Raw genomic sequence first — 12,893 nt, forward strand, 5'->3', positions numbered from 1 at the left:
ACGACACCCTCTCCCCGGACGAGGTGCGCAAGCTCAACTCCTACGTGGACACCGTCGGCGGCACCGACCAGACGCAGAACGAGCTCCAGGCGCTCGAAGGCGAGCTGCGCGGGCTGGCCAGGGCGGCTTGTTCCGCGCGCGGCCAGGTTGGGCGCTGGTGCTAAGCCGCGTCGGAGTTTGGGGCTCCTGGCTTTGCGATCCTTGATGTTGCGCCCTGCTCCAGGAGGTCTGCCACCGGGAGCGTTGCCGCGCCTGTTGCCACCGCGTCCAGGCCCAGCGAGCCCAGCTGGATCGATGTCTGGCTGAACGGGTGGCGGAGCGCGTGCTCGCCCGCCGCCGAGCGGATCTTCGGGAGCAGCTGCTCGCCCAGTGCCAGGCCTGCCCAGCCGCCGATCACTATGCGCTCCGGGTTGAACAAGTTGATCAAGTTGGCGATGCCCGCGCCGAGGTAGCCTGCCGTTTCGTCGAGTACCCGGGCCGCCGTCTTGGACTTCGGGGCCGCCGACAACAGTGCCGTGAACTGGGCCTGCTCGTCTTCGCCCGTGATGTCCTTGCCGCGCGCCCGGCGGTACCTGGCCAGGACCGCGCCCGCGCCGATGTACGCCTCCAAGCACCCTCGCGCACCGCAGCGGCACTCCTGACCGCCGTACGCGATCGTTGTGTGGCCCCACTCGCCCGCGCTGCTCGTCGAGCCCCGGTACGTCGTTCCGTCCGTCACCACCGCCGCACCCACGCCCGAGCCGATCAGTGCGATCACCGCGTGGCGGGCCCCCCGGCCCGCGCCGAACCACATCTCCGCCTGGCCCTGCGTCTTCGCGCCGTTGTCGATGAACAGCGGCAGCCTGACGCCGGCGTCGACCAGTAGCGACGCGAACGGCACCGCGTCCCAGCCGACCGTCGGGGCGTGGACCAGCACCTGCGCCCCCTGCTCGACCGTTCCCGGCACCCCGATGCCGACGCCGAGCACGCCCGATTCGTCGATGCCCGCGCTCGCGAACACCTCGCGCAGCCCGGACGTCACCTGCTCGACCGCCGTCGCCGGGTCCGGCGCCTTCGGGAGGGGGTGCTCGACCGTCGCCAGGCGGTTCATCGCCAGGTCGAACAGCTCGACCTTGACGCCCGTTTCGCCGATGTCGACGCCCGCGACGTGCCCGTACGCCGGGTCCACGCGCAGCAGTACCCGGGGACGGCCGCCGTCCGATTCGACCTGGCCGGCTTCGGTGATCAGGCGTTCTTCGCCCAGTTCGGCGGTCACGTTGCTCACCGTGGCGGCACTCAATCCGGTGAGCTGGCTGAGTTCGTGCCTCGACAGCGGGCCGTCGAAGTACAGCTTCGACAGCAGCAGGGATCGGTTGTGCCGCCGCAGATCGCGGACGGTGGTGCGCTTGCTCGCCATGGGCAACCCATCTGAAACACTTACCGGCTCACTGACAGGATGCCTGATCACCGTAAGTTGTGGCTATGTATTAAGTGGTGAACTAAGTCCCGAACCCATGGTGGTGGGGTCATGGTCTGGCAGAATCCTCCCGGTGACCCAGGTGGTGCGCCAGACGACCCGTGACCTCAGGCGGCACAACCGCGCGGCACTGCTCTCCTCGCTCTACCTCCGCGGCCCCGTCAGCAGACTGGAACTGGTAGCTGAATCGGGACTGTCGGCCGCCACCGTTACCAACGTCGTTTCCGAGCTCATCGCGGACGGCGTCGTCGCGGAGGCCGGATCGGTCGAATCGGACGGCGGTCGGCCGCGGACGCTGCTGGCCGTGCGGGCCGAGTTCGGGCACGTCGTGGGCGTGGACGTCAGCGAAACGCACGTCGAGGTCGGCCTCTTCGACTGCGCGCTCGGCACCCTCGGGACCGTCCGCCACCCGCTGGTCGGCACCCGGCTCGACCCGGACGAAGTGGCCGGTCTGGTGCGCACGGGCATCGCCGAAGTGCTCGCGGGGGGCGATCCGGACGCGGTGTTCGGCGTGGGCATCGGCGTGCCGGGCGCGGTCCGCGACGGCGGGATCGTGCACGCCCCCACCCTCGGCTGGCGCGGGGTGGACTTCGCCGAACTGATCCACCCGCACATCCAGGCGCCCCTCCACCTGGACAACCGCGCCCGCACCCTGGGCCAGGCCGAGACCTGGCGGGGCGCCGGCCGGGACGCCGAACGGGCCATCGTCGCCCTGCTCGGCGTCGGCGTCGGGGCGGCCGTCGCGACGGCCGGGCGGTCGCACCCCGGGATCACGACCAGCGAGTGGGGCCACACCGTCGTCAAGGCGGCCGGAGCGCCCTGCCGGTGCGGCTCGCACGGCTGCCTGGAGGCCTACGTCGGCACCGAGGCGGTCGTCCGCCACTACGCCGCCCGCGTCGGCAAGGAACCGGTCATCGGGGACGAAAGCGACGTCGAGCTGGCGCGGATCGTGGCCGAAGCCCCGCAGGGCGGCCCGGCCGCCGAGGTGCTCGCCGAGACCGGCGAATACCTCGGCATCGGCATCGCGAACCTGATCAACCTGCTCAGCCCCGATCGGGTGGTGCTTTCCGGCTCGGCGGGGGCGATCATGGGACCGGCGATCCTGCCGGCGGTCCGGGACGCCGTCGGCCGGCACGCCCTGGACTACCTGGCCGAGCGCACCGAGGTCGTCCTCGGCCGGCTCGGGCCGGAGGCGGTCGCGCTCGGCGCGGCGACCCTGCCGATCGCCGAGCTGCTCGCCAACGGCGGCCGCGTCGGCTGAAACCCTTGCGTCGCAAGGAGTAGTTCGATCAACAGGTCCAGACCGCCAGTTCTTTCAGAACTTAAACTTAGGCACAAAAAGTTACCGCCGTGTTATTGACGTGACCCGAGTCACCCGGGTTGACTTCGGGGCGTCGTTCGGTCGCCGGCGGTCGGGGCTCGCTACCAGTCGACAGCAAGTAGTCGTCGATGACCAGGAGGAACCGATGCGAGTCAAGCGCTCCGTCGTCGCAGCGCTAGCCACCGTGATGGTCCTGAGCGGCCTGACCGCGTGCAGCGGCGGCAGTTCGAACGCCGCCCAGAGCAACCCCGACGCCGTGCTCAACGTCGGCAAGCCGGACGGCCCGCAGGCGGAGAACAACAACCCGTTCCTGGAGACGTCCGCCCTGTCCAACATGGGCTACCGGTGGATGATCTACGAGCCCCTCGTCATGCTCAACCGCGTCAAGCCGCAGGAGCCGGGCAAGCCCTGGCTGGCCACCAAGTGGGACTGGTCGGACAACTACCGGAAGCTGGTCCTGACCGTCCGCGACAACGTGAAGTTCTCCGACGGGCAGCCGATGACCGCCGAGGACGTCGCCTACACCTTCCAGCTGCTGCGCGACAACAAGGCGCTGAACGTCGACGCGGTGCCGTACAAGGACATCACCGCGGCCGGCAACCAGGTCACCCTGGCCTTCGACGGCTCGCAGTTCGTCAACCAGGTCAAGATCCTGCAGACCCTCGTCGTGCCGAAGCACGTCTGGAAGGACGTCAAGGACCCGGCGCTCGACCTCGTGAAGAACCCGATCGGCACCGGCCCGTACACGCTCAAGTCGGCCACCCCGCAGACGATGATCGTCACCCGGCGCGACAGCGGCTACTGGCAGGAAGCGCCGAAGGTGAAGGAGATCCGCTACACCTCCTACACCGACAACAACGCGCAGGTGAACGCGCTGGTCAACGGCGCGGCCGAGTGGAGCTTCGTGTTCATCCCGAACTACAAGGCCGTCTACACCAACAAGGACCCGCAGCACTACAAGCTGTGGTTCCCCGCGCAGCTGGCCGTGCACGGCCTGTGGTTCAACACCGAGAAGGCGCCGTGGAACGACGCGAAGCTGCGCCAGGCGATCAACAAGGTGATCAACCGCGACGACATCTTCAACCAGGGCGAGGCCGGCTACTTCTACCCGAAGAACGACCAGGTCACCGGCATCCCGACCCCGGCGGGCGACCCGTTCATCGCGCCGCAGTACAAGGGGCAGACGGTGCAGGTGGACGTCCCGGGCGCGAAGGCGCTGCTGACCGGCGCGGGCTACAAGTTCACCGGTGACAAGCTCGCCGACCCGAGCGGCAAGCCGGTCACCATCAAGCTCACCGTCCCGTCGGGCTGGTCGGACTACATCACCGACCTGGAGATCATCAAGGACAACCTGGCGCAGATCGGCATCACCGCCACGGTCGAGAAGATGAACCAGGACGCCTGGATGAAGTCGGTCGACACCGGTGACTTCGAAGGCCTGATGCACTGGACCAACGACGGGCAGACGCCGTACGACATGTACCGCGACGTCATGGACGGCAACCGCTACAAGCCGACCGGCCAGGGTGGCATCAACGGCAACTACGGCCGCTACAAGAACGACGAGGCGACCAAGGCCCTGGAGACCTACGCGAACGCCGAGGACGACGCCGCCCGCACCGCGGCCATGGCGACGCTGCAGAAGATCATGATCGAGCAGCAGCCGATGATCCCCACGTCCGCGGCCAACTCCGGCGGCGAGTACAGCACGAAGAACTGGGTCGGCTGGCCGGACGACGCCAACCCGTACGCGCCGGCCCAGCCGACGCTGCGCAACGCGCTCGACATCGTCCTGCACCTCAAGCCCGCGGCCTGACGATGGCGGATTCGACCGTGACGACCGAGCAGTCCCCCTCCGACCCCATCGCCGTCGGGTCGGAGGGGGACCTCCCCGTGGTCCTCGAGGCCACGGGACTCACCAAGCACTTCCCGGTCCGCCGCAAGGGCCGGGCGGCGTTGACCGGCCCGCGGCGCAGCATCCAGGCCGTCGACGACGTGACCCTGACCCTCCGGCGCGGCCGCGTGACCGCGCTGGTCGGCGAGTCCGGCTCCGGCAAGTCGACGGTCGCGCGGCTGCTCGCGGGCCTCTACCCGCGCACCGGCGGCGACATCCGGCTGCACGGTGACCGCATCGAGGTCAAGCGCGGCCGGGCGTTCCGCGCCTATGCGCGCCAGGTGCAGATGATCTTCCAGGACCCGTTCGCGTCGCTGAACCCGGTGCACACCGTGCGTTACCACCTGACGCGGGCGCTGAAGATCCACGGCCGGGCGGGCGACGACCTGGAGAAGTCGCTGCACGAGCTGCTGGCCCGCGTCCAGCTGACCCCGCCCGAGCGGTACGTCGACAAGTTCCCGCACGAGCTGTCCGGCGGCCAGCGCCAGCGCGTCGCCATCGCGCGGGCGCTCGGCGCCGACCCGGAGGCGCTGCTGGCCGACGAGCCGGTGTCCATGTTGGACGTCTCAATCCGGCTCGGCGTGCTGAACCTGCTGCGGGACCTCAAGGAACGCCTGCACCTGGCGATCCTGTACATCACGCACGACATCGCGTCCGCGCGCTACTTCGCCGACGAGACGATGGTGATGTACGCGGGCCGGATGGTCGAAGGCGGCGACAGCGAAACCATCACCCAGCGGCCGGCGCACCCCTACACCCGGCTGCTCATCGAATCCGCGCCCGACCCGGACCGGATCGCGGGCGGCGGCGAACCCGGGGAGACACCGGCCGAACGCGGGTCCGGCGAACCGCCGAGCCTGATCGACCCGCCCGCCGGCTGCCGGTTCCACCCGCGCTGCCCGGTCGCTCTCGCGCGGTGCAAGACCGACCTGCCACCGCGGTTCGACGTCGGCGACGCGCCGGGCCACTGGGCCGCGTGCTGGCTCTACGACGGAGCCGCCGGATGAGGTACCTGCTGCAACGGCTGGGCTTCTACGCCTTCACCGCCTGGGCGGCCGTCACCATCAACTTCTTCATCCCGCGGATGATCCCGGGCGACCCGGTGCAGTCGCTGATCGCGAAGAACCAGGGCATGATCAGCGCGGACGCGATCGAGTCGCTGTACGTCCTGTTCGGACTGGACAAGAACGAAAGCCTGATCTCCCAGTACTTCGACTACTGGGGCCAGCTCTTCCGCGGCGACCTCGGGATCTCGTTCACGTTCTTCCCGACACCGGTGTCCGACCTGCTCACCGACAGTCTGCCGTGGACGATCATCCTGGTCGGCATCACCACGATCATCGGCTTCGCGCTCGGCACCGGGCTCGGTGTGGTCGCCGGCTGGAAGCGCGGCTCGTGGGTCGACGGCCTGCTGCCGGTGACGACGTTCCTCTCGTCGATCCCGTACTTCTGGCTCGGCCTGATCGCGCTGACGCTGCTGGCCGGCCCGGGCAGCTTCTTCCCGTCGTCCGGCGGCTACGACCCGGGCACCATTCCGGGCTGGGACGGCGAGTTCATCGGCAGCGCGATCCAGCACAGCCTGCTGCCCGCGCTGACCATCCTGATCAGCTCGATGGGCAGCTGGATCCTGGGCATGCGGAACATGATGGTCACGGTCGCGTCGGAGGACTACGTCACCGTCGCGCACGCCAAGGGCCTGCCGGAACGCCGGGTGATGGTCGGGTACGCGGCGCGCAACGCGCTGCTGCCCAGCGTGTCCGGCTTCGCGCTGGCCCTCGGGTTCATCGTGGGCGGCACGCTGCTGGTGGAGATCGTCTTCTCCTACCCCGGCGTCGGCTACCAGCTGTTCCAGGCCGTCGGCTCCCAGGACTACCCGCTGATGCAGGGCATCTTCCTGATCATCACGCTCTCGGTGCTGGTGGCGAACCTGCTCGCCGACGTCGCCTACCTCGCCCTCGACCCGCGCACCCGGAAGGAGGGCTGACATGGCCGTACCCGCGGCGGACGTCAAGGCCGCCCAGGCCCTCCCGCTCGAAGCGGTGGCCGCTCGCCGGCGCCGCTTCCGCTTCCTCGCCGGCGGCAAGACGGTCACCGGCCTCGCCGTCATCGTCTTCTTCCTGGTGATCGCGATCATCGGGGACTGGATCGCGCCGTACGACCCGTCGGCGCGCAGCAGCGACCTGCTGGAATCGCCGTCGGGCCGGCACTGGTTCGGCACCACCCACCTCGGCCAGGACATCTTCAGCCAGGTCGTGGTCGGCACGCGCAGCGTCATGCTGGTCGGGCTGGCCGCCGGGATCGTGGCGACGATCCTCGCGGTGATCGTCGGCGTGACCTCCGGGTACCTCGGCGGCACACCGGGCGAAGGGCTGTCGGCTCTGTCCAATGTGTTCCTGGTGATCCCGGCGCTGCCGCTGATCATCATCATCGGCAGCGCGGTGCCGGGTGGCGGGGACATCCTGGTGGCGGTGATCATCGGCTGCACGTCGTGGGCGTGGGGCGCGCGGGTGCTCCGGGCGCAGACGCTGTCGCTGCGGGGCCGGGAGTACGTCGAAGCGGCCCGGGCGACCGGCGAGTCGACGTGGCGGATCATCTTCTTCGAGATCCTGCCGAACCTGACCGCGGTGATCGCGTCCAGCTTCGTCGGCACGGTCATCTTCGCCGTGATGTCGGAGATCACCCTCGCCTTCGTCGGCGTCTCCGGACTGTCCAACTGGAACTGGGGCACGATCCTGTTCTGGGCCCAGAGCCAGCAAGCGCTGGCGCAGGGCGCGTGGTGGTGGTTCGTGCCGGCCGGGCTGGCGATCGCCGTCCTCGGTACCGCGTTGTCCCTGCTCAACTTCGGCATCGACGAGTTCGTCAGCCCGCGGCTGCGCGGCAGCGGCAAGGCGCGCGTGCGCGGTGCGGACGGGCGGATGCATCGCATGCGGGTGGGCTTCACGCCCGTGCTCGGGCGGGAGGAACGGCCATGATGGACCCGGTGCTGGAGATCAAGGGCCTGGACGTCGACTACGGCGTCGGCGAGGAGGCCGTGCGCGCGGTCCGGGACGTGCACCTGACGCTGCACCGCGGCGAAGTGCTCGGCCTGGCCGGGGAAAGCGGCAGCGGGAAGTCCACTTTGGCCTACGGGCTGACGCGGCTGCTCGCGCCTCCCGGCGTCATCCGCGGCGGCGAGGTGATCTACCACCCCGCGGACGGCGAGCCGTACGATGTCCTCCGCCTGACGCCCAAGCAGCTGCGCGACTTCCGGTGGGCGGAGACGTCCATCGTGTTCCAAGGGGCGATGAACTCGCTGAACCCGGTGCACAAGGTCGTCACCCAGCTCGTCGACGTCATCAAGGCGCACGAACCGGCCACGACCCGCGCGGGCCGGGTTGCGCGTGCTCGCGATCTGCTGAAGCTCGTCGGCATCTCGGCCGACCGGCTGGAGGCGTACCCGCACCAGCTTTCCGGCGGCATGCGGCAGCGCGTGATGATCGCGATGGCCCTGGCCCTGGAGCCACGGGTCGTCATCATGGACGAGCCGACCACCGCGCTCGACGTCGTGATGCAGCGGCAGATCCTCGGCCAGCTGGTGGAACTGCGGGAGCGGCTGGGGTTCTCGGTCCTGTTCATCACGCACGACCTGTCACTGCTGGTGGAGTTCTCGGACCGGATCGCGATCATGTACGGCGGCCGGATCGTCGAGCAGGCGCCGGCGGCGGACCTCTACCGGGACGCGCTGCACCCGTACAGCCACGGCCTGCTGAACTCGTTCCCCGCGCTGCGAGGGCCGCGCCGCGAGCTGTCCGGAATTCCCGGGTCGCCGCCGGACACGCGCGGGATGCCGTCCGGCTGCGCGTTCCACCCGCGGTGCCCCAAGGCTTTCGAGCCGTGCCCCGACCGCGTGCCGCTGCTGGGCGCGCCCGGCGACCCGGCGCGTGAAGTGGCGTGCTGGCTGCACCCTGTCGCTCCCTGAACGCCGGTGTCCGATAACTCTGGAGGAGAGCCGCCTTGACCGAGACCACAGCCGCGACCGCCGAGCAGCAGGCGCTGATCGACACCCTGCCGCCGGACTTCCGCTGGGGCGTGGCGACCGCCGCGTACCAGATCGAAGGCGCGGTCGCGGAAGACGGGCGCACACCGTCCATTTGGGACACCTTCTGCGAGGTCCCGTGGGCGATCGACAACAATGACAACGGTGACATCGCCTGCGACCACTACCACCGGATGCCCTCCGACATCGAGCTGGTGCGCTCGCTCGGGGCGGACACCTACCGGTTTTCGGTTTCGTGGCCCCGGGTCCAGCCGCGCGGCCGCGGCGGTGTCAACGAGGCGGGCATCGGGTTCTACGACCGGCTCGTCGACGAGACGCTGAGTCGCGGGATCACGCCGTGGCTGACGCTGTACCACTGGGACCTCCCGCAGGAGCTGGAGGACGCGGGCGGCTGGCCGGCGCGCGACACGGCGTACCGGTTCGCGGACTACGCGATGCTGGTGTTCGACCGGCTTTCGGACCGGGTCCGCCACTGGACGACGTTGAACGAGCCGTGGTGTTCGGCGATGCACGGGTACGTCCACGGCGTGATGGCGCCGGGCCGCCGTGACTACGCGGCCGGGTTGCACGCGGTGCACCACCTGCTGCTCGGCCACGGGCTGGCGGTGCAGCGCATGCGCGAGGCGGCTCCGGCGGACACACAGTTCGGCATCACGCTCAACATGTGCACGGCCGACCCGGCGACCGATTCGCCGGAGGACGTCCGCGCGGCCCGCCAGGCCGACGGCCTCGGCGTCCGCATCTACCTGGACCCGCTGGTCCACGGCCGCTACCCGACGGACGTGGTGGACGACCTGGCTTCGCGCGGAGTCCGGCTCCCGATCCAGGACGGCGATCTCTCGGTGATCTCGACGCCGCTGGACTTCCTGGGCGTGAACTATTACTTCGGCCAGCAGTTTTCCGGAGTGGACGAGAACGGCTCTCCGGTGGACGCCGAGGGGGTCCCGGCCTCCCGGGCGGTCCCGTTCGGCGAGCCGACGACGGCGATGGGCTGGGAGATCCTCCCGGGCAAGTTCACGGAGCTGCTGACCCGGCTGGGCCGCGACTACCCGGGCCTGCCGATGTACATCACGGAGAACGGCTCGGCCTTCGACGACGACCCGGACTCGTCCGGTTTCGTGCGCGACGACGGCCGCACGGCGTACTTGGCCTCGCACATCGCGGCGGTGGCGGCGGCGCGTCAGGCCGGGGCGGACGTGCGGGGGTACTTCGCGTGGTCCCTTTTGGACAACTTCGAGTGGGCGTACGGGTACGCGAAGCGGTTCGGGTTGATCCGGGTGGACTACGAGACCCAGGAGCGGACGATCAAGCAGAGCGGGTACTTCTACCGCGACACCGTCCGGCGGGTCCGCGGCAGCTGACGTCAGACCGGGACGCCGGTCCGGCGCGCGAACGCGGTCAATCCGGGGAGGCTGCGCGCGTTCGAGTGCCGGACCAGGCTTTCGGTGATCCGGTGGATGGCCGGGCGGTAGCGGACTTCGTCGGGTGACGCGTGTTCGGCCGCCAGCAGCGCGCGGTAGCACTGTTCCGGCTTGCCCCACTGGTGGAAGGCACGTGCGACGTCCGAGTAGTAGCGGGCGCGCCGTTCGACCACCGGGATCGATCCCGGCTCGATGCGGCGCGCGTGCTCGACCGCGGTGCCGGAGTCGCCCAGCACCCGGGCGATGCTGACCTGGTAGAGGCCGACCGCGATGGGGTCGAACGCGGACGCGTGCGGGCCGGCAGCGACCCGGGCCGCGGCCTCGCTCGCTTCGGCGATCAGTGACTTCGCGGTGTCCCGGTCGCCGTCCACAGCCGCGGTGTACGCACCGGTCTCGAGGAGCGTTCCGTAGACGGAGAGGTGTTCGGGACCGCGGTGCAGGTTCGGCTGCAGGGCTTCGGCGGTGTCGAGAACGAGCCGGCGAGCGGTATCGGCCTGGCCCGAACGGCGCAGCACGATTCCCCAGCTGCGCCGGGTCGTTGCCTGAGTGAGGAGGTCGCCGGAAGCGTCGGCAGCCTGCAGGGCCCGGTCCGCCGCCGTCCACGCAAGCCGGTCGTTGCTCACCTTGATCATGAGTTCGGAGGTGAGGGTGTAGAGCTCGGCCAGGTACCGGTTGGCCACGGCGACACCGCCGGTGCTGTCCAGTTCCGCGCGAGTGGCCATCGTCCGGGCCAGCACCTTCGGCATCACCGTGGCGACCTCCCCGTACTTCGCCTGGTCGAAGATCGACCGGACGACAGCCACGGTTCGCCGGAGTTCGCCGAGGGAGAGCGGCTCCGCGTTCGCGATGGGCGGGTTCAGCAGAGCTGCCCCGAGCGACCGGATCGGATCGGTGGCGCCGTCCGCCGGACCGGCTCCGACCAGCGCGCCGACGGCCAACCCGCTCGCCCCGGCGAGCAAAGTGCGACGCCGCATCGGGTCGTCCTCCTCGGGTTCGGTCACCGGAACCGGGCCAACAGTAGGCCAACGCATCGACAGCGTCCTGCCGGACACACCGTGTGGGTTATCCGGAATGAGCCCGAAGACCTCGATCGGCAAGTTCAGCGCGGCGGCCAGAACGCGGAGAACCCCGACGTCGCGAAGCGGTGACCGGCCGGTTTCCCAGCGGGAGATCTGGCTGGCCGAGCACCCGCATCGGCGGCCCAGCGCCGCCTGTGTCCAGCCTGCTGCGGATCGGGCGCTCCGGACGACGTCGCCGGGCCGGCGAGGGCGGCCGGACCGGGCGTGGGCCGAGCCGTTGCTGATCATCGGGGCCTCCCCGCGAGAGGTCGGTGCTCTCACGGTAGCCAAGCCGAGCCGGTGACAAGCGATTTTGCAGGATGTGCACACGATGTGCGCGATCGGTACGACCGATGAGCCCAGCGCCTCCACCGCGGTTCGGTGTAACCGTGCGCAGGAAAGGGGAGGCAGATGGAACGCTCCTTGGCAATGGCCTTGTTCACGGCAGCCGACGCGTGTTTCGATCCCTGCGGGGCGGCCGCGTTCGCGCAGCGGCTCGGCCGGGAACTCGACGCTGGCCGGATCGTGTTCCCGCGGCCGCTCGTCGTCGGTGGTGGTTGCCCGTACGGGTGTCTTGTGCTCCGGCAATTCCCCGATGACCTGACGGGGCTGCCGGCGGCGGCCCGGACCCTCGCCCGCGGTCTGGCCGACATCGCAGGCGGAGGCTTTCTGATCGGCGTGCGCGGCGCTTCCCGCCTCGAGGTCGCCGACCGGGTGGCGCACGCGGTGAGGTGCGCACTGAATGGCCATCGAAGGGGTGGCGGCCCGGTTGGCCTGATCGACGAGAGCACCGTCTTCGCGATGCTCTGAGCCGCCGGGAGTGGGGTGGGCCCCACCACGGTGGCGGTGGCTCACCCCATGGCTCCGCCGAGAGGCGTTCCCTAGCGTCGGGGAGAAAGCCGACCTCGGGGGTGGCCGTGACCGTTCGAACTGAAGTCAGACCCGTACCTGCCGGTGCGACGCCGCGGTGGTGGCGACGGCCCTGGGTGGCGCCGCTCGCCCTGGTCGTCGGCGTCTTCCTCGCCTTCTCCGTGCCGCCCTACCTCACGCTCGATCCCGCGCAGTCGCGTGTACCCGCGCCTGCCGGGTTCGCCGCGCACTACTGGTTCCTCGTTGCCCACATCACCTTCGGGACCGTGGCCATCGTCGGCGTCGTCCTGCAGATCTGGCCTTGGCTACGCCAACAGCACCCGGTCGCGCACCGGCGGATCGGGCGGGTCTACGTCTTCGGCGGCGCCATCCCCTCCGCCGTGGTGGCCGCGACGATCGGGGCGGTGAGCCCGTTCGGGCCGGTCGTCGCCGCGATCGACGTCGTGGCCGCCCTGCTGTGGCTCGGCTTCACGATCGCCGGGTGGCGGGCGGTGCGGCAGCGGCGGTTCGCCGATCACCGGAAGTGGATGGTCCGCAGCTTCGCGATGACCATGCACACCCTGCTCACGCGGGCCCTCTCGCCGCTCGGGTTCCTGCTCGTCATGCCGCGGGTCGATGACAAGGACGAGCTGATCCTGAGCGCCGCCACGGTTTCCGGCGTGCTGAGCGTCCTGACCTTGCTGCTGCTCAGCCAGTGGTGGCTGGACCGGAAGCCGAAGAAGCCAGCCATCGCGCGATGATCGTCCGCTGGATCTCCGACGCGCCTTCGTAGATCCGGGGCGCCCGGACCTCCCGGTACAGGTGCTCCAGCAGGTGCCCGCGCCGCAGCGCGCGGGC

General features: G+C 70.0%; 12 protein-coding genes and 1 pseudogene. 9 read left to right on the forward strand and 4 right to left on the reverse strand.

The genetic code is table 11. From position 1 onward, the window contains the following. Positions 1–160 precede the first annotated feature (160 nt). A complete protein-coding gene (locus CCN39_RS38835) occupies positions 161–1,396 on the reverse strand; it encodes an ROK family transcriptional regulator (protein ID WP_086850905.1) in 1,236 nt (411 codons plus the stop codon). Between the two features lie 133 nt (positions 1,397–1,529). On the opposite strand from CCN39_RS38835, the gene CCN39_RS38840 reads away from it, so the two are divergent. The 7 genes from CCN39_RS38840 (at position 1,530) to CCN39_RS38870 (ending at position 10,068) form a co-directional block, all read left to right on the forward strand. After that, positions 1,530–2,717, forward strand: a complete 1,188-nt coding sequence (locus CCN39_RS38840; protein ID WP_086850907.1) for an ROK family transcriptional regulator — start codon at positions 1,530–1,532, stop codon at positions 2,715–2,717. Between the two features lie 205 nt (positions 2,718–2,922). Further along, positions 2,923–4,593 carry an ABC transporter substrate-binding protein gene (locus CCN39_RS38845; protein WP_167455309.1) on the forward strand — a complete coding sequence of 557 codons (1,671 nt, stop codon included), beginning with the start codon at positions 2,923–2,925 and terminating at the stop codon, positions 4,591–4,593. A gap of 17 nt (positions 4,594–4,610) precedes the next feature. Then, positions 4,611–5,678: an ABC transporter ATP-binding protein gene (locus CCN39_RS38850; protein ID WP_086850923.1), complete on the forward strand. Its 1,068-nt coding sequence runs from the start codon at positions 4,611–4,613 to the stop codon at positions 5,676–5,678. Next, positions 5,675–6,655: an ABC transporter permease gene (locus tag CCN39_RS38855; protein WP_086850909.1), complete on the forward strand. Its 981-nt coding sequence runs from the start codon at positions 5,675–5,677 to the stop codon at positions 6,653–6,655. Before CCN39_RS38850 ends, CCN39_RS38855 begins: the two co-directional genes overlap by 4 nt. A 1-nt stretch (position 6,656) precedes the next feature. Next, positions 6,657–7,643 carry an ABC transporter permease gene (locus CCN39_RS38860; RefSeq protein WP_086850911.1) on the forward strand — a complete coding sequence of 329 codons (987 nt, stop codon included), beginning with the start codon at positions 6,657–6,659 and terminating at the stop codon, positions 7,641–7,643. After that, complete coding sequence (locus CCN39_RS38865; protein ID WP_167455310.1) at positions 7,640–8,629, forward strand: ABC transporter ATP-binding protein; 990 nt, start codon at positions 7,640–7,642, stop codon at positions 8,627–8,629. Before CCN39_RS38860 ends, CCN39_RS38865 begins: the two co-directional genes overlap by 4 nt. A 35-nt stretch (positions 8,630–8,664) precedes the next feature. After that, positions 8,665–10,068: a GH1 family beta-glucosidase gene (locus CCN39_RS38870; RefSeq protein ID WP_086850915.1), complete on the forward strand. Its 1,404-nt coding sequence runs from the start codon at positions 8,665–8,667 to the stop codon at positions 10,066–10,068. 2 nt (positions 10,069–10,070) lie between these two features. Here the strand turns inward: CCN39_RS38870 and CCN39_RS38875 are convergent, their stop codons facing one another. Together CCN39_RS38875 and CCN39_RS52970 are read right to left on the reverse strand one after the other, a co-directional pair. Then, positions 10,071–11,129: a hypothetical protein gene (locus CCN39_RS38875; RefSeq protein ID WP_244211189.1), complete on the reverse strand. Its 1,059-nt coding sequence runs from the start codon at positions 11,127–11,129 to the stop codon at positions 10,071–10,073. Between the two features lie 93 nt (positions 11,130–11,222). Beyond that, positions 11,223–11,435: pseudogene (locus CCN39_RS52970) on the reverse strand (helix-turn-helix domain-containing protein); the annotation flags it as partial. A 162-nt stretch (positions 11,436–11,597) separates the two neighbouring features. Here CCN39_RS52970 and CCN39_RS50385 point away from each other — a divergent pair. Both CCN39_RS50385 and CCN39_RS38880 read left to right on the forward strand, forming a co-directional pair. After that, positions 11,598–11,996, forward strand: coding sequence for a hypothetical protein (locus CCN39_RS50385; RefSeq protein WP_158104587.1), 399 nt, complete (start codon positions 11,598–11,600; stop codon positions 11,994–11,996). Between the two features lie 176 nt (positions 11,997–12,172). Then, a complete protein-coding gene (locus CCN39_RS38880) occupies positions 12,173–12,796 on the forward strand; it encodes a DUF2306 domain-containing protein (protein ID WP_086850919.1) in 624 nt (207 codons plus the stop codon). Here CCN39_RS38880 and CCN39_RS38885 read toward each other — a convergent pair. After that, the coding region (locus CCN39_RS38885) for an acyl-CoA dehydrogenase family protein (RefSeq protein ID WP_143264315.1) at positions 12,744–12,893 on the reverse strand (150 nt) is incomplete at its 5' end. The two genes, CCN39_RS38880 and CCN39_RS38885, sit on opposite strands and share 53 nt — an antisense overlap.

Source organism: Amycolatopsis kentuckyensis, assembly GCF_002155975.1.
Lineage (GTDB): Bacteria > Actinomycetota > Actinomycetes > Mycobacteriales > Pseudonocardiaceae > Amycolatopsis > Amycolatopsis kentuckyensis.